Below are 22,390 nucleotides of genomic sequence, written 5' to 3' on the forward strand. Positions count from 1 at the left end.
TTTGCAAGTGTTTTAAAGACAATCTATTATGACACTTTGTATCAACCTTGTTTTTTTATTACATCATATTGGAGGTAAAAACATGACACATATTATTATTGTCGGCGGTGTCGCTGGCGGCGCAACAGTCGCAAGCCAATTACGCCGATTAAATTCAGACTATAAGATAACGGTGTATGAGAAAGATCGTGATGTGACTTTTGCGAACTGTGGTCTTCCCTATTATTTAGGCGGTATTATTCCAGATCGTTCGCAATTGCTCAATTACACACCTAAAGGTTTAAAAGAACAAAAAGATATCGATGCACATGTCTATCACGAAGTCATACATGTTGATCCTTCTAAAAAAGAAGTGACAGTCAAAAACAGAGAGACTGGCGAAACATTCACAGACAATTACGATAAATTAATTTTAAGTCCAGGTTGTCGCGCAAACTCACTCCCACTGGGCACTGATATGGCCTTTACACTACGTAACCTAGAAGATACAGATGCGATTGAAAACTACATTAAACAAAATAATGTTAAAAAGGTGCTGATTGTCGGTGCCGGCTACATTTCATTAGAAGTCTTAGAAAACTTATATCATCACGGTTTAGAAACTGTATTAATCCACCGCTCAGATAAAGTCAATAAATTCATGGATCAAGATATGAACCAAGTGATTTTCGATGCGATGGATGAACGCAAAATTGATTATCGACTCAATGAAGAAATTGACACTGTAGAGGGTAAAACGGTGCACTTCAAATCAGGTAAACAAGAAGACTTCGACATGATTATTGAAGGTCTCGGTATTGTACCGAACAATGAATCATTTAAAGATACTGACATCAAATTAGATGACGATGGTTATGTCCCAGTCAACGCATACTTCCAAACGAACTTTGAAGACATTTATGCGATTGGCGACATTGCCTCTTACTATTATCGTCATGTTGACTTACCAACACGTGTACCGCTAGCTTGGGGTGCACATCGTGCTGCCAGCATTGTAGCACAACATATCGCTTTAGACAGTGCTCCGCCGTTTAAAGGCTTCTTAGGCGCAAATGCGGTGAAATTCTTTGATTATACTTTAACGAGTGTCGGTATCTCACCAAACGAATTGAAACACTTTAATTATGGTATGACTGAAAATGAACAATACAACCATGCCAGCTACTTCCCTGGCGCAGAACGTGTCCATTTACGTGTCTATTTCGACAAAGATACACGTCGTATTTTACGCGCTGCCGCAGTCGGTAAAGCAGGTGCAGATAAACGTATTGATGTACTATCTATGGCCATGCAAAACAATATGACAATTGATGAACTAACTGAATTCGAACCAGCCTATGCGCCGCCTTATAGTTCACCTAAAGATATTATTAATATGGTGGGTTATAAAGCGCAATCTAAATAATATATATTATTTAGAGAAAATCCATAAAACCATCAAGCATTCAAAAATAAATTCAAAATAATTATAATCATTATAATTAAACTAAGGTTATATGTTATCATAGATACGGAATATTGAAGAAATGGGGAAATTACATGTTACATTTACACATTTTCAGCTGGGTCATCGGGATTATTTTATTTATCGCAGCTTATTTCAGTTTTAAATCACCCGGTGCACCTAAGAAAGCTTACAAACCGTTGCACATGGCATTACGTTTGTTCTTAGTACTGATCTTATTCAGTGGTGTGTGGCAAGTTGTTGTAGAATTCGCTACTGCAACAGGTAGTGCACATATGTTACTCACATTAAAAATGATTTGCGGTATCGCAGTTGTTGCTTTAATGGAAGTAACATTAATCCGTAAAGAACGTTCAGTTTCACACACAGGTTTATTCTGGGGTACGATCGTTCTAATCATTATCACAATGGCATTAGGCATTATCTTACCAGAAGGACCAATCTCAAGCCTATTCGGCATTGGTAATTAATAAACTATTTAAAGCTCGTCACTACATGTGATGAGCTTTTCTTATTATGTTTAAACTTTAAGTGAAAATTAATTTTTCTATTTTGGATATTAAAAGACCCGAGTTGAAACAAATTCATTTCAATTCGGGCTTTATTATAATAATATGCTTAATTAAAAAGCATGATGATTATTAATTACTCTTCTTCTTTAGAGATAAAGTTAGTTAAAGTACCGATATTATCAATTGTAACTTTAACTTCATCACCAGGTTGTAAATATTGAGGTGGATTCATACCTGCCCCAACACCTGATGGTGTACCTGTCGCAATGATATCACCTGGGTGTAAAGCAACAAATTTAGAGATTTCTGCGATCAATTCATCAATTTTAAGAATCATTTGACTTGTATTGCCATCTTGACGAATTTCATTGTTTACTTTTGTGACAATATTTACGTCTTCAGGTGTCGGTAATTCATCTTTAGTAACGATATAAGGACCCATAGGGCAACCGCCAGTTAAGCTTTTAGATAAAAAGGCTTGGTCTTGTTGACGTTGTGCTGTACGGTCTGTGATATCGTTAATGATTGTATAACCGTATACATAGTCTAATGCTAAACCTTTAGGAATTTTCTCGCCTGATTTACCGATAACAACCCCTAATTCACCTTCATAATCCAATGTATCTGTAATATCTTTATGGTTAGGAATTGTTGATTCATCACCTGTTAAAGATGATGCTGCTTTTGTGAACACGTATAAGCGTTCTACACTATGATTCAATTCATCCGCATGCTCTTTATAGTTACGTCCGAATGCAATCACATTGTTCGGCGGTGTCACAGGTGGTAAAAATTCTAAGTCTGCAAATTGTACTTTATAGTCTTCTGAATTTGGACTATCTGTTGCTGCGACAACTGCTTTACGCACTTGCTCTTGGAAATCTAATGTATGGTTTTGTTCTAAACCTTCTAATAAAGTCTTAGGATGGAAGTCGCCTTCACCAAAATCTGCGAAAACTTTTCTTAAATCCCAAGCTGCTTCTTCACGTTTTACTTTCACACCATACGATGTTTCATCATTATATTTGAATGATAAAAATTTCATTCAATATCAGCTCCTCATCTCAATCTTAATTTACATTATAACTGTATTTTCAGAAAAATAACAAATATTTAATAAACACTTCCAAATATAGGGAGTGATAATATGAAAATATAAACTAAACGTCTAATCCTCTTAATTATCTCTACCCTGTCCATTTGGAATTAATGCGAAGTGTCATCTAATCTTAATTCACCGTATTGGAAGAAATACAGCGAACCTTTGACTTTCGTGTTTAAAATCGTCTCAAGTGCGGCTTGATAATAGTACATTTGTACTTTATAACGCGCTTTTAATTTTTCGCCGACTTCTTCATCTGTTTCACTTTTTCGTTGGTTAAAGGCGTCAGTTTTATAGTCCACAAAGTAATACTGATTATCTTGTCGGTAAATCAAGTCAATCATCCCTTGGATAATAGAAACATCTTCATTTTGATCCATTTCGTGATCAACTTTACTTTGGTTAACCACAAAAGGTACTTCGCGCATAATCTGATCACTTTGCGCAATCTTCATATAAAGATCACTATTGATGAATTTAACAACTTCTTTCATACGAATGTCCTGTTTCGCATCATCTTCGATAATATTCTTCTCAATCAAATGATCAATATATTGATCTAATTCATCTTCAGTCATACGCTCAGTTTTAAACGGTAAATGCTGCATCACTGTATGCATCAATGTCCCGATTTCATTAGCTTTACGTTTTTGATGTTGACGTAAAAATTGCGGACGTTCATAAGTCGAAGCACCTAAACGGTATTGGCGGACACGTTCATAACTTGTGCCGCTTTCTTCTGTTTCTAACTGACGTTTCAATTCAGATACAGATTGTTTCGTCGGTTTGACCATATCTTTTTGATATGGATATTCAAACGCTAATTGTTGTTCAATTTGACGTTCTACTTCTGGTTGACCAGACTGATAATCAATAATATCTGCCACCGTACGATAATCCTCTTTGTCTTCTTCTGTTTCATCTGGTTTGATATCACTATAATCATCGATTTGAATTTCTACTTTAGGTTGAAGCGGTAATGCTAAATCATTAATATCTTGTTCAAACTTCAAATCATTAGTAATACTGTGAGATTGATATTTCGCATAAATCGGATAAATCAGTTCAAATGGCGTTTTCGCACTCAAACGGTAACTAACAGGCAATTTATCTCCTGCAATCGCTGTACCAACCATTTTATCTAATGCTTGTTCGCTCTTCACACGTCCAATTAAGAATAATTGCTCTTTGGCTCTTGTTAAGGCTACATACATTAAACGCATTTCTTCAGAAATAATTTCATTTTCATTAATGGCTTTAAGTGTCACAGAGGCAAGTGATGGGAACGTGATATCTAGTTCAGTATCAAAGTAAGTCAAACCTAATCCGTATTTTTGATTTAAAATCACTGGTTGACTTAAATCCTGTTTATTAAACTGTTTACTTAATCCAGAATAAATCACAAATGGGAACTCTAAACCTTTACTCGAGTGAATGGTCATCATACGTACCACATCATCATTCGGACCAACGACATTCTCTTCACCGAAGTCTTGACCTCTTTCGATTAATTCATCAATAAATCGAATAAATTGGAAGAGTCCTCTGAAACTGGATTTCTCGAATTCTACAGCTTTATTGAATAAACCATAAAGGTTTGCACGTCTGCCTTTACCGCCGATTAAACCACTGAAATATTGAATCACAAAGCGATCATTGTAGAAGCGGTCAATCAATTGATAGACTGGATGTTTTAAACTGAACGCTTGATAAAACGCTAAATCATCTAAGAAGTCTTGAAGTTTTTGAACTAAGCGCACATCCGCTTCTTCACTCTGCATATAATGCTGAATCGATTGATAGAAATAATCATCATTCGGACTGACAATACGAATACTTGCGAGTTCATCTTCTGTAAATTGATAGATAACAGAACGCATCAGACCGACTAAATAGATGTCTTGAAGCGGGTTATCTACCGTTCTTAAGAAAGATAAGACCAGTCTGACTTCAGTTTGTTCAAAGTACCCTTCTTTACTATTTACATGAAACGGAATATCTCGGTCTTTAAACACCTGCTGCAATGCACGAGAACGACTATATCCACGCTCTAAAATCACAATATCTTTATACGTCGGTTTACGATAAGTCTTGTTCTTAATGTCATAGACTTCATGTTGATTTAAAATGGTTTCAACTTGATCTGCAATATATTCCGCTTCTTGTTCATCACCTGTAAGTTCAGATTCTGCTTCTTCTACTAAAACATTTAAATGTAATGGATGCGGTCTATCATCAAACGGTGCACCGAAATACAATTGTGCCGCTTCATCATAAATAATCTCACCGACTGCTTCATCCATCATATGCTTAAACAAATAGTTGGTTGTAGATAATACTTCAGGTCTAGAACGGAAGTTTTTCGATAAATCAATGCGCATGCCAGAACTGCCATCTATATTGAAACGATTGTATTTTTCAATAAACAAACTAGGATCCGCTTGTCTGAACTTATAAATCGATTGTTTCACGTCACCAACCATGAAGAGATTGCCATTTGTTTCGTCACCGCGTTTCAAACAACTTAAAATCTGTTCTTGTACGCGGTTGGTATCTTGATACTCGTCCACTAAGATTTCGTCGAAGCGGTCACGGTAATGACGTGCAATTTCAGTCGGATTCCCTGCTTCATCCATTAAAATTTGCAACGCAAAGTGTTCATAGTCAGAGAAATCTAAGATATTACGACTACGCTTTTTGAGGCTGAACTGTTCAATCACATCTTGTGTAATTTGTGCTAATACCGCTACTCTAGGTGCTAGCGTCTGCATATCTGCTTTTAAATCTTCTGCTGAACGTGAGAAATAATCTTTTTTCACTTTCTCAACTGCTGCTTTATAGTCATCATAATATGATTTTGCGAGTTTTAAGCCGTCTTCAAAGCCTTCATTCGCTTCTTTAAGCTTCTTGGTAATACTTGGAAAACGCTTTGGCAATTGATGTTCACTGATTAACTCAGTGTTTAACACATCTCCTTCCATAGCACGTGCTAAAAACGCACGCTCACCTTCAACCACTTCTAAATGTTTTTCAACACCTGCGAATTCATGGTATAAGTCGTAACTCTTATTTAAATTTTCAAGTGCCGTATACATATAGACTTTCGCAATATTGATCAATAAGTCTAAGTACTCATCTTGAGTGTCAGTATTGTTATAAGGTTCTACTAATGATGACAGCCAAGCCATCGGTTGTGGATTCGCAACTGAAAAATAATACAGATTCTTAATGATTTTTCTGAACTTGTCATCACTTCTATCAGAAGATAAATGTTCTGTTAAATCAATAAAGGCTGGATCTAACGCATCATAATATTGTTCTAATACTTCATCTATAGTTTGTTCTAAGAGTAAGATGTTTTCAGCCTCGCTGCTGGTTCTGAAATTCGGATCAATTTCTAGCACATCATAATGTTGCTGGATAAGTTTTAAACAAAAACTATGCAACGTCGAAATTTGAGCTTGATGAATTTTAACGCGTTGATTTTTCAAGTGTGTATTACTTGGATTTTCTAAAGATGCTTGTTGGATACGTTGTTCGACGCGGTGCTTCATCTCACGTGCACTTAAATTGGTAAACGTCACAACTAATAAACGGTCAACATCAACCTCATCACGTAAGATACGTTGAATAATTCTTTCAACCAATACAGCCGTTTTACCAGAACCCGCTGCAGCTGCTACTAAAGTATCTTGGCCTTTCGCGTAAATACTTTTCCATTGGCCGTCTGTCCAAATCACATCATTCGGTTTTTCTGGTATCATGCGTCATCCTCCTCTTCTTCTGATGCTACTTTCAATAATTCTATCGGGTTAATCGTTTCATCTACTGTACGATAACGTTTACTGTCAATCATGCCGTCCACATGACACACGGAACGATAATTACAAAAACGACACGGTAACTTTTGATCATATTTCATCGGAGCGACCTCAGTATGGCCATCCATTATATCAGACGCAATTTGTGTGAAGTTCTGTTTATTATGTTCAATAAATTTATAAATTGTATCTGTATCTGCGACTGGATTGCTTTTACCTAATGCGCCGCTTTTCAACATATTCAACGGTACAATATCAGAAGTAAATTGAGGTTCTAAGCGTGAATCTTCTGCCTCAATCACATCTGGATCATTGTTGACCAAACCGCTTAATCTAAAGGATTTCAATAATTCTTTTTGACGTTTCTCTTCATCAATATCTGCCCAATTTGAGAACGTAACACGCGGTTCATGGACATGGAAATAAAGTAAGCCGCCAGGTTCAGTTTGTGCTGCTAAGTTTAGTCTTTCTTTATTTTGAAGCACGACATCCATATACGTCATCATCTGCATTTGTAGTCCATAATACACTTTAGTTAAATCTAATTCTGAACTGCCTTTTGATGACTTGTAGTCGATAATGTTCACAAAACTGCGGTCTTGGTTCGTATACGTGTCAATACGGTCGATTTGGCCACGGATATTAATCGGTATGCCTTGTGTTGTATATAACGCTTCTGCTTGAAGCTGATCTGGATTTTTCGGTTTTCTTCTAAATGATTTTTCAAACGCTTGAGGTCTGAATTTAGAGAAACTGCCTTGGTATTTCAACGCAGTCAATGTAGATTGAACAATCGCACCGATACGTTGAGACATATAACGATAATGCGCAGTAGAATTCAATAGATTGTATTGCACTGTCGGCAATATTTGTTCTAAAGCTTCTGTTGTTAATTGACGTATCTGTTGATTTGTCAGGTTTTTGAAATCCCCTTGAACTTTATCCGCAATATATTTTAAAACCGCATGGAAGATATCACCTAAATCAAAGTTTTCTAGTTTATATTTTGTACGTTCGTTCAAGCGTAAACCATGAGAGGCATAGTGTTTGAATGGACAATTTTGGTAACCTTCAAAACGCGATACACTGGCATTAATAGTTGACCCATACAAATCTTTTGTTTGTGTTTCATTCAGTTGTACGGTTTTATTATCATACGTCAATGCAGATGTCAGATAGTTTAAACCTTGTTTCAATTTATCGTGATGCATCATTGCTTGATACGCATCTAACCAAGACTCTGCGGTTAATTCATGATGCAACCAACTTTGAAGAGCTTCAAATAGATTGATTTTTGTTTGATGTGGGTGTTCCATTAACGTTAATGGATTTTGTTGTGCAATAAAGGCGATATTTTGCACCTCTAAATTCGTATATAAATCTTTGATACTTTGGATAAATGGACTTGCTTCTTTTTCATCATTATTTAAGCCCATTAAGCTATATGAGAACGTCACATAAGTAGTTGCACGTGTCATCGCAATATAGCACACAAAGGCTTCATCCATTTGTAAGATATCTGCTGTCGGACTCAGTTCTAATTGCGTTTCTTCTTGGAAGTATTTTTTCTCTTCATCACTGATTAAGCTTGAATTAGAAATCGCTTGGGGCATAATGCCGTCATTCATACCCACAATATAGACATGCGTTTTATTATCTACTTTTGCTAAGTCCATCGTACCGATAGACACTTGATCTAAAGTTTGTGGAATCATGACGAATTCTAATTGTTCTAAGCCGACATCGAATAATTCTAAGAAGCGTTTTTGTGACATTTCAGTATCTCCAAAGACTGTCGCAAGATCATCTAATGTTTGAATCAAACCATTCCAAACTTGATCAAGTTCTTCAGCTTGTTGATGTTTGCCTGCTAAGTCTAACTCATCACGTTCAGTCATTAATTGACTCGGTAAATTAAAGGCTTCGCATACTTTATAGAAAGCAGCCGCAAATTCTACTGCGGTATGTGCTTCACTTAAACCTTGTTCAAATTTTAAAATATGATGCATCACAAAATCTTTTAAATCAATGACACGACGATACACTTCTTCTGTTTCTTCTGTCATCGGTTGGCGCTTTAAGCCCATTTGATTAAATTGTTCGATTTTGAAGTAGCTGCCATCTATCCAACGCTTTCCATAAATACCTCTTTCTAAGACAAAGTTTTCTAAGATATCGGTAAGGTAACGACTATCTTCGTATTTACGTGTCAGCACTTGTGTTTTAAATAAGCGCATCAATGGTTCAAAACTCCATTTTGTTTCGATAACTTCAATGAGTGAACGTAGCATCTCCATCACTGGATGATGTGTCATAGATTTTTTTGTATCAATATTAAATGGAATATCGTATTCAGGCATGACACTTTCCATTAAATGCGCGTAGGCTTCATCACGGTAGAGAATAGCGACGTCTTGGAAGCGGATATTTTCTTCACGCGCTTTACGAATAATATCTCGCGCAATCGCATTCACTTCTTCACGTACATTAGAAGCTTCTAAAATATTAACGTGTCCGTTGTTTGGTTGCGGATTAACTTGAAGTGCGTCAAATTGTGTTTCTAATTGATTTAAATCTGAATTGTCGAAGCGATATTGTGTCGTAAACAGACGTTGGTTCAAGTTAATATTTAATCGATTCGCAATCTCTTCTAAATGCGTTAATACAGATGATGTCTTTCTAAATAAACTAAATGGGTCTTTATTGCCATCAGTTGTCAGTAAAACATTTACAGACTTGGCATGTTTAACTAATGTTTCAATCATTAAATACTCAAGTGTTGAGAAGTTATGGAAACCATCTATGTATATCTCAGCACGTTTTAACCACTCAGAGTTTTCCATACATTCTACAAACTTATAAAGTGTATCTTCTGAAGAAACAAAGTTGCCTTTTAATCGTTCTTCTAAATGATGATAAACTAACGCAATATCATGCAGCTTATCTTGTGTTCTCGGTTGAAGCTGATTTTCAGCGATAAATAAATCTAATTGGTCAGGTGTGACCGCATACTTTTTAAAGTCTTGGATTTGGTCTGTCAATTTAGAACTGAAACCATAATACTTAACTTGCGATTGGTATAAATTTAATGATTTACGTTGGTCTTGCAAGATATCAAAGACCATCATTTCCATAGCACCTTTTGAAACGTAATCTTCTGTCAGACCACCGATTTCTTGAAAGATTCTATGACTGAGTCGTTCAAAGTGAAGGACTTCTGCACGTAAACTCCCGTTTAACTCTGGATCTTTCACAAAGTCTTGTTCAATTTGGAATGTACTTTGTGTCGGCGCAATGATAATAATCGGATCACCTAAAGGGTCTTGTTTCATTTTTTGTTTGATTTCGTCTAACATCGCATGGGATTTTCCAGTTCCCGCGCGACCGATATATGCGTTAAATTCAGTCATCTTTCTCACCTCTTTGTCATTTATTGTAGCACATATGTTCTCATAGTTTCGTGCTTCTTCCCTTATGAATGTAAAAAGAGTTGATACTTATTTTTGAATGAAAGTATCAACTCTTTTTCGTCTAATCTATCTTAACATTTAATTTTCTGCTGGATTGAAGTTCACTTTGAATTTCGTTAAAGGCCAGTAACGTAAGCTGACTTTACCGACAACTTGATCTTCTTTAATTAAACCGAATGAACGGCTATCTTTACTCACTTCACGGTTATCCCCAAGGACTAATAATTTTCCTTTTGGAATTTTATTTGTGCCGTCTGAGTTAGGCAAGTTTTTAACTTGAAGTGTACCTGTGATTTCATCGTAACTTTTATGTTTTTCATTATAATCTAAGTACGGTTCTTTCACTTTTTTACCATTTACATACAATACATCATGTTTATATTCTACACTGTCACCAGGTGTTCCGATGACACGTTTTACATAGTCGCTGTTTTTATCTGCATGGAAGACAATTACGTTACCTTTATCAAGACCGCCCATTTTAAAGCCGATCACATTGACGATAACTTTTTCACCGTCTTTTAACGTCGGGAACATAGAATCTCCGCGTACAGTATAAGATTTAGCAACAAAATTATAAATCAATAAGATTAAAACCAATGCGATAGCTATGGCTATAATCCATTCTTTCAATTCTTTTTTCACTGTAAAAACACCTCAATTATTCATTAAATGAAATTTTAAAATCACGCCATGGATAATATCTTAAAAACATAGTCCCCACAATATCTTGTTGATGTATCGTTCCGAATTTTCTCGAATCGTTTAAATCAGAGCGATCATCATTCAATATTAAATAGTGTTTAGGTGCTAAGATATCTCCTTCTGAATGTTTAATATTGCGTAATGCTAGGGTTTGAATAGGATGTTGTACCTGATAACTTTCATGTACTTGTTGGTCATCTCGATACAATTGACCCGCTTTTATTTCGACAGACTCACCAGGTGTCCCAATGACTCGTCCAAAATAGATACGTCCTTGATGACGATACATGATGATATCACTATTATGTATTTGGTTGAAAGTGGTTTGTACTTTACTGACCAAAATACGATCATCCTGATGCAATGCAGGTGACATCTGATTAGAATGTACCACTGCACCGATTAAGATAAAAGCTTGAATCAACATTACAATAATAATCGCAATTATCAAGGAAAGCAAATATTTTACAATTTTTCTCACTATTTATCTCCTTCGTTATTTTATGAAACGACGCTCCAACTTTCTGCTGATTATCCAAAGTCCAGCTAAAATCACAATCACTAACACGACACGAATCGGGCTTTCTAAAATGCTATGCATTTCTCTGCCTAAAATACCTGTTAAAGCCATCGCAATCAAGTTTGAGACAGCTAATATAATGAAGAAAGTCTGACGTTTCATTTGAGACAAGCCAGCCACCACATTCATTAAAGAACTTGGGGTAAATGGAAAGCACAATAAAATGAAAATAGGTGTCACACCTTGATGATTCACAAACCCCAAAAACTTTTGAACTTCTTTTCGTTCTTTGACTTTATCCATGAATTTAGTGTTCGCAAAATAACGTATGATTAAAAAAACAACGAAACTCCCTAAAAATGTGCCCAGCCATGAGATTATAATTCCTAAAAATAATCCGAATGTATCTACATTAACAAACACAAATACGAACATTGGTAAAATAGGAATAAATGATTCTAAAAACGGTAATAAAAACCCAAGTATATCCCCATAGTCCCCCATTGCTCGCATCCACTGTTCAATTTGATGTGCTGACATAACTCCACCTGTCTCTCATTCATCTTCGATTACTACTATTATATAGGGAACAGGTGTATTTTGAAACTAAAAAAAGAACTCCCATATTACTAGTCAGCAATATGAGAGTCTTATATTTATTTCAGAATTATAAACGTTCTTCTAATTCTTGTTTTTTATCTTCGTAACCTGGTTTACCAAGTAATGCGAACATATTTTGTTTATATGCTTCTACACCTGGTTGGTTGAATGGGTTAACACCTAATTGGTAACCGCTCATCGCACAAGCTAATTCGAAGAAGTATACTAAATAACCGAATGTTTCTGGATCAATGCTTGGCACTTTAACCACTAAGTTTGGTACTTCGCCGTCTGTGTGCGCAAGTAATGTACCTTCAAACGCTTTTGTATTTACTTCATCAATTGTTTTACCAGCAAGGTAGTTCAAGCCATCTAAATCATCTGCATCTTCTTCGATTGTAATATCGAATTTAGGATTTTCAACTTTAACCACTGTTTCGAATAAGAAACGACGGCCTTCTTGTACGTATTGTCCTAATGAATGCAAGTCAGTTGTGTAGTTAGCACTTGAAGGATAGATACCTTTGAAGTCTTTACCTTCAGATTCGCCGTATAATTGTTTCCACCATTCATTGAAGTATTGTAATGATGGTTCATAGTTGATCAACATTTCAGTTGTATAACCTTTAGCGTATAAAATATTACGTAATGTCGCATATTGATATGCGATGTTTTCAGATAAGTCATCTGATTTCAATTCTTCACGCGCTTTAGCAGCACCATCCATCATCGCTTGGATATCAATGCCTGCAGCTGCAATTGGTAATAAACCTACTGCTGTTAATACTGAATAACGGCCGCCTACATCATCAGGCACTACGAATGTTTCGTATCCTTCGTTTGTTGCTAATTGTTTTAAAGCACCTTTTTCTTTATCTGTAGTCGCAAAGATACGTGATTTTGCTTCTTCTTTACCGTATTTATCTTCTAATAACTGTTTAAAGAGTCTGAAAGCAACAGCCGGTTCAGTTGTTGTACCTGATTTAGAAATAACGTTGACTGAATAATCTTTACCGTCAAGGTATTCAATTAAATCATGTAAGTAAGTTGATGATAAGTGGTTACCCGCAAATACGATTTCAGGATATTCATCACTTGTTCTGAATGCTGAACTTAACATTTCAATCGCAGCACGCGCACCTAAATAAGAACCACCGATACCGATCACAACTAATACATCAGAATGTTCTTTGATGCGTTTAGCTGCTTCTAAGATACGAGAGAATTCTTCTTTGTCATAATCTACTGGTAAATCTAACCAGCCTAAAAAGTCGTTGCCTGCGCCTGTACCTTCGTGAATAACACGATGAATTGTTTTTACGATTTCTTGTTGTTGTGTTAATTCGTGTTCGTCAACGAATTTTAAAGCTTTACTATAGTCTAGCTCAATATGTGTCATTTGAACTGCCTCCTGCTTTTTGATTTCACTCATATTTTACTAAATTTCTGATAATACAATCAATAAAACTGTCTATGAAATTGAAGGACTCGTCTTAATTGTGAAAAAATCGTCATTTTTTACTATTTTTCTAGGAAATAAAGTGTTGTACATTCTATAGTTTTTATGAATTTTGCATACATTTAGAACAAGCCTTGCTGTCATAGGGTATAAATGAGTGAGATTTCATCTTTTTGTATATTTATGTAAAATAATGGTTTATTTCTCATCTTCAATCTGCTATGATAATAACATGTTAAAAAATTCAAACTATTCTAACGAGGTGTAAAGATTATGAAGGATAAAATCGTATTAGCCTATTCAGGCGGATTAGATACTAGTGTGGCAGTAAAGTGGCTGATCGATAAAGGTTACGATGTAGTTGCTTGTTGTTTAGACGTCGGCGAAGGAAAAGATTTAGATCAAGTTTATCAAAAAGCATTAGATATGGGCGCAGTAGAATGCTATATCATTGATGCGACTAAAGAATTCAGCGATGACTATGTTGCTTATGCAATTAAAGGTAATTTAATGTATGAAAACACATACCCAGTTGTTTCAGCATTATCTCGCCCATTAATCTCTAAAAAATTAGTTGAAATTGCTGAAAAAACAGATGCAGTAGGTATTGCACATGGCTGTACTGGTAAAGGTAACGACCAAGTACGTTTTGAAGTAGCCATCAAAGCGTTGAACCCTAAATTGAAAGTATTTGCACCGGTACGTTCATGGGGTTGGAGTCGTGAGGAAGAAATTGATTACGCAATCAAAAATAACATTCCAGTACCAATCAACCATGACTCTCCTTACTCTATCGACCAAAACTTATGGGGCCGTGCCAACGAATGTGGTATTTTAGAAGATCCTTACGCAGCACCGCCTGCAGATGCATTTGATTTAACTCGAGAAATCGAAGATACACCAGATACACCTGATGAAATCGTTTTGAAGTTTGAAAAAGGAATTCCAGTAGAAGTCGATGGAAAAGCATATCCATTAGATGATTTAATTCTTTATTTAAACGACTTAGCAGGCAAACATGGTATCGGCCGTATTGACCATGTTGAAAACAGATTAGTCGGTATTAAATCACGTGAAGTCTACGAAACACCAGGCGCTGAAGTCATTCTGAAAGCACATAAAGCTTTAGAAACTATCACATTGACAAAAGATGTGGCACACTTCAAACCTGTGATTGAAAAACAATTCGCAGAACAAACCTACAATGGTTTATGGTTCTCACCTTTAACTGATTCATTAAAAGCATTTATTGATTCAACTCAAGAACATGTCAGCGGTGAAGTACGTGTGAAATTATTTAAAGGTAATGCGGTTGTAAATGGCAGAAAATCTCCATATTCTCTATACAACAAAGAGCTTGCGACATATACAAAAGAAGATGCCTTCAACCAAGAAGCAGCAGTAGGATTCATTGAAATTTACGGCTTGCCGACTGAAGTCAATTCTATGTTGCATGGAGGTTATTCACATGAGTAAAAAAGCCTGGGGCGGTCGCTTCCAAGCAGAACCTGAAGCGTGGGTAGATGCTTTTAATGCTTCTATTCACTTTGACCACCTATTAATAGATGAAGATATTCAAGGAAGTATTGCACATGCGACGATGCTTGCACAACAAGGCATCCTTACTTCTGAAGAAAGCGACACCATTATTAAGGGACTCCAGGACATCCAACAAGATTACCACGATGGTAAAGTTGAATTTACAGAAGCTTTAGAAGATATTCACTTAAACATCGAACATGAATTAATCGAACGTATCGGCCCTGTCGGCGGTAAGTTGCACACTGGCCGCAGCCGTAATGATCAAGTCGCAACAGACATGCATCTCTATACAAAGAAAGCAGTCAAAGAAATCATTGAATTGATTCATTCTTTACAAGAGACGATTGTTTCACTTGCAGATAAACACGTCGATACGATTATGCCAGGTTATACGCACTTACAACGTGCACAGCCAATTTCTTTTGCACATCATGTCATGACTTATTTCTGGATGCTTGAACGTGATAAAGCCCGCTTTAACGATGCTTTAAAACGTATCGATATCAATCCATTAGGTGCTGCTGCTTTAAGCGGTACAACACATCCGATTGATCGTCAGAAAACACAAGAACTTTTAGATTTCGCATCACTTTATGAAAATAGTTTAGACGCTGTAAGTGACCGTGATTATATTGTCGAAACACTCAATGCGATTTCGCTTGTCATGATTCATTTATCACGTTTCTCTGAAGAAATTATTTTCTGGTCAACAGATGAAGCAAAATTCATCACTTTATCTGATGCATTTTCAACAGGTTCATCTATCATGCCGCAGAAAAAGAATCCAGATATGGCAGAATTGATTCGTGGTAAAACTGGCCGTACTACTGGCCATTTAGTCAGCATGCTGATGACATTAAAAGGTTTACCATTAGCTTACAATAAAGATATGCAAGAAGATAAAGAAGGTTTATTCGATGCAGTGCATACAGTCACAGGCTCATTACGTATCTTTGAAGGGATGCTCGCTACATTGACTGTGAATACAGACCGTTTAAACGAAACCGTACACAAAGACTTCTCAAACGCAACAGAACTTGCGGATTATTTAGTGGAAAAAGATATTCCATTCCGAGAAGCACATGCGATTGTAGGACAAATTGTTTATTGGTGTATTCAACACGATTGTTATTTACTCGATGTGCCACTTGAAAAATATCAAGAATTCTCACCTACTATTGATGAAACAATCTATAGTTATTTAAAACCTGAAAATTGTTTGAAACGTAGAAAAAGTTACGGTTCAACAGGACAAGAATCCGTACGTCATCAAATTGAAGTCGCAAAAGCTTTATTATAATACGAAAAACCATTACCCGAGCGTTATCAGGTAATGGTTTTTTTATTCGTTATGATTTATAAAATTAAAAGTAAAAAAAGACCCTACCAGTTTTCACTGATAAGGTCTTAATTTCGTTATGAGCTATAAATTTAAGCCCAACCACGATAGCGTGCTGCTTCTGCAGTACGTTTAATACCGATAATGTATGCTGCTAAACGCATGTCAATTTTACGGTTTTGTGCTAATTCATAAATATCATTGAATGCTGTGATTAATTTATCACGCATTTTTTCGTTTACTTCATCTTCTGTCCAGTAGTAACCTTGGTTATTTTGAACCCACTCGAAGTAAGACACAGTTACACCGCCGGCACTCGCAAGTACGTCTGGTACTAATAAGATACCGCGTTCGTGTAAGATACGTGTTGCTTCTAAAGTTGTAGGTCCGTTTGCTGCTTCTACTAAGATATCCGCTTTGATGTTTGGTGCGTTATCTTTTGTAATTTGGTTTTCAATTGCAGCTGGAATTAAGATGTCGCAATCTAATTCAAAGAGTTCTTTGTTAGAAATTGTTTCTTCAAATAAGTTTGTTACTGTACCAAAGCTGTCTCTACGGTCTAATAGGTAATCGATATCTAAACCTTCTGGATCAGATAATGCACCGTATGCATCTGAGATACCGACAATCTTAGCGCCTTTATCAAATAAGAATTTCGCTAAGAAGCTGCCTGCGTTACCGAAACCTTGAATTACAATTCTTGCTCCATTTAAATCAAGGTTTTTAATTTTAGCCGCTTGTTCAATCGCAATAACTACCCCTAATGCTGTTGAACGGTCGCGTCCTTCAGAACCGCCAAGCACAATCGGTTTACCAGTGATAAATCCAGGTGAGTTGAATTTATCTAATGCACTATACTCATCCATCATCCAAGCCATGATTTGTGAGTTTGTCATTACGTCTGGTGCTGGAATATCTTTAGAAGGTCCAACAATTTGTGAAATTGCACGTACATAACCACGAGATAATCGTTCTACTTCATGAATACTCATTTCACGTGGGTCACAGATGATACCGCCTTTACCGCCGCCGTATGGTAAGTCGACAATACCGCACTTCATTGTCATCCACATTGATAATGCTTTTACTTCATCTACGTTAACGTTCGGATGGAAACGAACGCCACCTTTAGTAGGTCCGACTGCATCATTATGTTGTGCACGATAGCCAGTGAAAGTTTTAACAGTACCGTCATCCATTCTTACTGGAATACGAACTTCTAAAAATCTTAAAGGTTCTTTCACTAAATCATACATACCGTCATCAAAACCTAATTTATGCAAAGCTTCTTTGATAATTTGTTGTGTCGATGCCACTAAATTATTGTTCTCAGTCATAATCCTTCTCGCCTCTTTTTCCTAACAATGATTTCGCTTTCATTTGTATTGTAACATAAGCGCTACCTTTTTAAAGGGTTTTCATTCCTTTTGTTACAACTTTTTGAACTCAGCTGAAAACCTTCTTAATTCTCTCTAATGCGTCATCAATTTCTTCCTTAGAAATAATCAATGGCGGCGCAAATCGAATCACCGTTTCGTGTGTTTCTTTGCACAATAATCCTTGTTCTTTTAATGCTTCAGCATATGGTCTCGCATTCTCTTTTAGTTCTAAACCGATGAATAAACCACGACCACGTACCTCTTTAATAGCTGGGTGATCAATCTTTCTTAATTCTTCTTGGAAGTAATCACCGAGTTCTCTTGAACGTTCTGCGAGCTTTTCATCTACCAACACATCTAATGCCGCAATAGAAACTGCTGCAGCTAATGGATTACCACCGAATGTAGAACCATGTGAACCTGGTGTGAAGACATCTAACACTTCATGATCAGCTGCTACAGCTGAAATTGGCAGTACCCCACCGCCAAGTGCTTTACCTAAAATGTACACATCTGGTTTTACATCGTCCCAGTCTGTCGCAAACATTTTACCTGAACGACCTAAGCCAGATTGGATTTCATCTGCGATAAATAAGACATTGTGCTCATCCGCAAGTTCACGAATCGCTTTCATATAACCTTCAGGTGGTACATTAATACCCGCTTCACCCTGAATCGGCTCTACTAAAATCGCAGCTGTATTTTCGTTAATAGCTGCTTTTAATGTATCGACATCTCCGAAATCTACTTTTTTGAATCCCTCTAGTAAAGGACCATAACCGCGTTGATATTCCGCTTCAGAAGACAATGATACCGGCGCCATCGTACGTCCATGGAAGTTGCCGTTAAACGCGATAATCTCAGCTTTATCTGGATCAATACCTTTAACTTCATAAGACCAACGACGTGCAGCTTTAACCGCTGTTTCAACTGCTTCTGCACCTGTATTCATTGGTAAGATTTTTTCTTTGCCTGTTAATTCACTGACTTTCTCGTACCAGTCCCCTAAATTATCACTGTTGAACGCACGAGAAACGAGTGTCACTTTATCCGCTTGATCTTTTAGTGCTTGAATAATTTTAGGATGACGGTGGCCTTGGTTAACTGCTGAATAAGCCGCTAACATGTCCATGTATTTATTGCCTTCAGGATCTGTTACCCAAATACCGTCTGCCTCAGAAATGACAATTGGAAGTGGCGTATAGTTGCGCGCCCCATAGTGTTCTGTTTTTTTGATAATATCTTCTGTTCTTGTCATAAATGATTCCTCCTCTATATCCCTTTGTTTTTATTTTTCTTATAGAATGTCACTCCATTGTATAATTTCCACACTTTAAAATATTTTTGAAAAAATCACATTATAGATACCGCATAATGCGACTAGAGCTATAATGTGATTTGTGTTGCTTACTTCAATCTTCTTTCAAGTTGTTTATATTGTTATATTTTATAGGTGTTCAGATACTGTACGACCTTGTAGGTGAAGCACTAGATAGTCTGGGCCACCTGCTTTAGAGTCTGTACCTGACATTTTGAAGCCGCCGAATGGTTGGTAACCGACAACTGCACCTGTACAACCACGGTTGAAGTAAAGGTTGCCGACCATGAAGTCCTGACGTGCTTGTTCGAGTTTGAAGCGGTTATTAGAAATAACTGCACCTGTTAAACCGTATTCAGTAGCGTTCGCATATTCAATCGCTTGATTGAAGTCTTTCGCTTTACTGAAACCAACAACAGGTCCGAAGATTTCTTCTTGCATCACACGGCTGTCATAAGCTAAGTCCGCAAATACTGTCGGATATACAAAGTTTCCGACTTCATCGTCTACTTTACCGCCAGTTACTAAACGACCTTCATCTTCGCCGACTTTCAAGTAACTTTTAATTTTCTTCAATGCTTTCTCATCAATAACAGGTCCCATAAAGTTATTGTAGTCTGAAGCATCACCGACTGTTAAAGCTTCAGTTGCTTTTTGAACACATTCTAATAAGTCATCGTAAATATCTTCTACTGCGATAACACGTGAACAAGCTGAACATTTTTGTCCAGAGAAACCGAATGCTGAGTAAACAATCGCATCAGTCGCAACATCTAAATCTGCTTCACTATCAACCACAATTGTGTCTTTACCGCCCATTTCTGCAATGACACGTTTCAAGTGGTTTTGACCTTCTTGGATTTTAGATGCTTTCTGCATAATGCTTGTACCGACATTTTTAGAACCTGTGAATGAAATTAAACCGACATCTTTATTTTCTACTAAGAAGTCACCGATATCACTAGAATCGCCAGGAATCCAGTTTACTACCCCTTTTGGAAGTCCTGCTTCTTCTAATACTTCCATAAATTTGTATGAAATAACCGGTGTGTTTGATGATGGTTTTAATAATACCGTATTACCTGTTACTACAGGTGCTACTGTTGTACCTGCCATAATCGCATACGCAAAGTTCCAAGGAGAGATAACGACAGAAACCCCGATTGGTAAATAATCAAATTGGTTGTATTCTCCTGGACGAGAGTTGACAGGTTTACCGTCTTTCAGTTCTAACATTTGACGTCCATAGTATTCCATGAAGTCAATCGCTTCTGCAGTATCAGCATCTGCTTCTTTCCATGGCTTACCGCCTTCTTTTGTAAGCAATGCTGAAAATTCGTGTTTACGACGACGTGTAATCGCAGCAGCTCTGAATAAAATATCTGCCCTAACTTCAGGAGCTACAGTACGCCATGTTTTAAATGCTTCTTTCGCCGCTTCTAATGCTTTTTCCGCTAATTCTTTATTCGCCTTAGAGACATAACCGATTGTCTCTTCTCTATTCGACGGGTTGAATGATCTTACTTTATCGTCTGTATAGATACGTTCACCATTAATAATGAGCGGATACTCTTTACCTAAGTCTTCTTCGACTTTTTTGAGCGCTTTTTCATAAGCCTCTCTGTTCTCTGCTTTTTGGAAATCTGTAAATGGTTCATGTTTGTACGGAATCATTTTTAATCCCCCTTTGTTTAATATTAAAAATGGTATAAGAAAGCCCTTACATTTCTAATAATTACATAAAACTCCTATGATGTAAAAGGAAAAATGCTTAAAATTACGAAAATTTAAAATAGTGTGATTGCGCAAGACTGTCACGACAGGAAAAAGAAGATTCTACACAAAAATTAAAAAAGACCACACGATTAATACGTGCAGTCTTATATATAAATCTTAAACTTTCATATAATATGATTTCATTTCACTTACCAATGAATTAATGTTCACCTTTTTCCGGTAATGGATAGAAACCATTATCAAATTGTTTCCATAAGTTTGGCGGTAAATTATGATTATCTTCACGAGACGGATCAAAGTAAGAAATAATATCTTCTGTACGTCCTTCTTTAATCTTCTCAATGAATTCAGCATCTAACAAGATTTCTCGACCTAGCGCAATGAATTGTACACCTGTATTTAAAGCATCTAGCGCCTCATCAGCATTAAAGATTGAACCGATACCTACTAATGGGATTTTATCGTCAATCCACTCACGAATGAGCTCAATACGCGTTTTACCTTCATATTTGCCTTCTCTAGTTTTAGAGTGGATATCCATCAGTGAAGCATGAAGATAATCTAGTGGTTTGCTAGATAAGTAACCTAATAATTCTTTAGTTTGTTCCATTTTAATGCCGTCTTCTTCTGGATCTTCTGGTGAGAAGCGGTAGCCGACAATAAAGTCTTTATCTGCGAATTTACGAACTGTGTTCAGCACTTCATCTACCACAGCAAGCGGATATTTATAAGGCTTGCTCCACTCATCTTGACGACGATTGTAGTGGCGTGAAACGAATTGGTGAATTAAATAATGGTTCGCACCATGAATTTCTACACCATCAAAGCCTGCTTCAATAACACGGCGTGTCGCTTCACCGAAAGCTTTGATTGTTTCTTCTATTTCATCAGGTGTAATTTCACGCGCATGATGTTCTTCTTGTTGGCCGAAACTCTTCAATGAAATTGGACTTGGCGCTACGACATCTCCTTCTGGTGTTAAGTTAGGTAGAGATTGCGCACCAGCATGATGAATTTGTACAAGTGCTTTTGCGCCATTTTTCTTCATGACTTCAGCTAATTGTTTTAATCCTTCAATATCTGAGTCATGCGCCACTGAAGGCTGACCTGGGAAACCTTTACCAATGTCTGTCACATTACTCGCAGCACTGACACTGATTCCTACATCTTTAGAACGTAACTCCATATGTTTCAGCTCATCTTCTGAGATGGTACCATCTTCATTGGATGATACATGTGTCAATGGTGCAAGCACAAAACGATTTCTAATCTCTACTCCATTTGGCAGAGTATATGATTCAAACAATGGTTCATATTTCTTATCCATTTATACGTGCCTCCTAATTTATCTTTGTGCATTCATTTTAAAGCACCGATAAATAAATTAAAAAAGAATCGCTCAAATCATTTTGAAGACAAAA

The 22,390-nt window shown here is 36.7% G+C and carries 15 protein-coding genes; 4 read left to right on the forward strand and 11 right to left on the reverse strand.

From position 1 onward, the window contains the following. The first annotated feature begins 82 nt into the window (after window positions 1–82). Together HMPREF2603_RS06715 and HMPREF2603_RS06720 are read left to right on the forward strand one after the other, a co-directional pair. On the forward strand, window positions 83–1,405 hold the full coding sequence (locus HMPREF2603_RS06715; protein ID WP_060803835.1) for a CoA-disulfide reductase: 1,323 nt from the start codon (window positions 83–85) through the stop codon (window positions 1,403–1,405). A 134-nt stretch (window positions 1,406–1,539) separates the two neighbouring features. Continuing rightward, window positions 1,540–1,935 carry a YisL family protein gene (locus HMPREF2603_RS06720; RefSeq protein ID WP_002481876.1) on the forward strand — a complete coding sequence of 132 codons (396 nt, stop codon included), beginning with the start codon at window positions 1,540–1,542 and terminating at the stop codon, window positions 1,933–1,935. 175 nt (window positions 1,936–2,110) lie between these two features. Here the strand turns inward: HMPREF2603_RS06720 and HMPREF2603_RS06725 are convergent, their stop codons facing one another. The 7 genes from HMPREF2603_RS06725 to HMPREF2603_RS06755 form a co-directional block, all read right to left on the reverse strand. After that, a complete protein-coding gene (locus HMPREF2603_RS06725) occupies window positions 2,111–3,022 on the reverse strand; it encodes a fumarylacetoacetate hydrolase family protein (protein WP_002481875.1) in 912 nt (303 codons plus the stop codon). Between the two features lie 161 nt (window positions 3,023–3,183). Beyond that, window positions 3,184–6,843: a helicase-exonuclease AddAB subunit AddA gene (gene addA, locus HMPREF2603_RS06730; RefSeq protein ID WP_060803834.1), complete on the reverse strand. Its 3,660-nt coding sequence runs from the start codon at window positions 6,841–6,843 to the stop codon at window positions 3,184–3,186. Continuing rightward, a complete protein-coding gene (addB, locus tag HMPREF2603_RS06735; RefSeq protein WP_060803833.1) occupies window positions 6,840–10,310 on the reverse strand; it encodes a helicase-exonuclease AddAB subunit AddB in 3,471 nt (1,156 codons plus the stop codon). Before addB ends, addA begins: the two co-directional genes overlap by 4 nt. 138 nt (window positions 10,311–10,448) lie before the next feature. Next, entirely contained in the window at window positions 10,449–11,015 is a 567-nt protein-coding gene (gene lepB / locus HMPREF2603_RS06740) for a signal peptidase I (protein WP_002481872.1), read from the reverse strand. 16 nt (window positions 11,016–11,031) lie between these two features. Beyond that, a complete protein-coding gene (gene lepB / locus HMPREF2603_RS06745; RefSeq protein WP_060803832.1) occupies window positions 11,032–11,556 on the reverse strand; it encodes a signal peptidase I in 525 nt (174 codons plus the stop codon). A gap of 15 nt (window positions 11,557–11,571) precedes the next feature. Beyond that, window positions 11,572–12,135, reverse strand: a complete 564-nt coding sequence (locus HMPREF2603_RS06750; RefSeq protein WP_002481870.1) for a TVP38/TMEM64 family protein — start codon at window positions 12,133–12,135, stop codon at window positions 11,572–11,574. 127 nt (window positions 12,136–12,262) lie between these two features. Next, a complete protein-coding gene (locus tag HMPREF2603_RS06755) occupies window positions 12,263–13,594 on the reverse strand; it encodes a glucose-6-phosphate isomerase (RefSeq protein WP_002481869.1) in 1,332 nt (443 codons plus the stop codon). Between the two features lie 333 nt (window positions 13,595–13,927). On the opposite strand from HMPREF2603_RS06755, the gene HMPREF2603_RS06760 reads away from it, so the two are divergent. Both HMPREF2603_RS06760 and argH read left to right on the forward strand, forming a co-directional pair. After that, on the forward strand, window positions 13,928–15,130 hold the full coding sequence (locus tag HMPREF2603_RS06760; RefSeq protein ID WP_002481868.1) for an argininosuccinate synthase: 1,203 nt from the start codon (window positions 13,928–13,930) through the stop codon (window positions 15,128–15,130). Continuing rightward, complete coding sequence (gene argH / locus HMPREF2603_RS06765) at window positions 15,123–16,496, forward strand: argininosuccinate lyase (RefSeq protein ID WP_023015792.1); 1,374 nt, start codon at window positions 15,123–15,125, stop codon at window positions 16,494–16,496. The genes HMPREF2603_RS06760 and argH overlap by 8 nt, the downstream gene beginning before the upstream one ends. A 131-nt stretch (window positions 16,497–16,627) precedes the next feature. On the opposite strand, the gene HMPREF2603_RS06770 is transcribed toward argH, so the two are convergent. The 4 genes from HMPREF2603_RS06770 to HMPREF2603_RS06785 all read right to left on the reverse strand — a co-directional run bounded on the left by HMPREF2603_RS06770 (window position 16,628) and on the right by HMPREF2603_RS06785 (window position 22,296). Then, window positions 16,628–17,872, reverse strand: coding sequence for a Glu/Leu/Phe/Val family dehydrogenase (locus HMPREF2603_RS06770; protein WP_002481866.1), 1,245 nt, complete (start codon window positions 17,870–17,872; stop codon window positions 16,628–16,630). Window positions 17,873–17,981: 109 nt separating this feature from the next. Further along, on the reverse strand, window positions 17,982–19,172 hold the full coding sequence (locus HMPREF2603_RS06775) for an ornithine--oxo-acid transaminase (RefSeq protein ID WP_060803831.1): 1,191 nt from the start codon (window positions 19,170–19,172) through the stop codon (window positions 17,982–17,984). 189 nt (window positions 19,173–19,361) lie between these two features. After that, window positions 19,362–20,906: an L-glutamate gamma-semialdehyde dehydrogenase gene (gene pruA / locus HMPREF2603_RS06780; RefSeq protein ID WP_060803830.1), complete on the reverse strand. Its 1,545-nt coding sequence runs from the start codon at window positions 20,904–20,906 to the stop codon at window positions 19,362–19,364. Between the two features lie 262 nt (window positions 20,907–21,168). Continuing rightward, window positions 21,169–22,296: an NADH-dependent flavin oxidoreductase gene (locus HMPREF2603_RS06785; protein WP_060803829.1), complete on the reverse strand. Its 1,128-nt coding sequence runs from the start codon at window positions 22,294–22,296 to the stop codon at window positions 21,169–21,171. Between the last annotated feature and the right edge of the window lie 94 nt (window positions 22,297–22,390).

Origin of the sequence: Staphylococcus sp. HMSC055C03 (genome assembly GCF_001809385.1) — a bacterium.
Taxonomy (GTDB): Bacteria; Bacillota; Bacilli; order Staphylococcales; family Staphylococcaceae; genus Staphylococcus; species Staphylococcus simulans.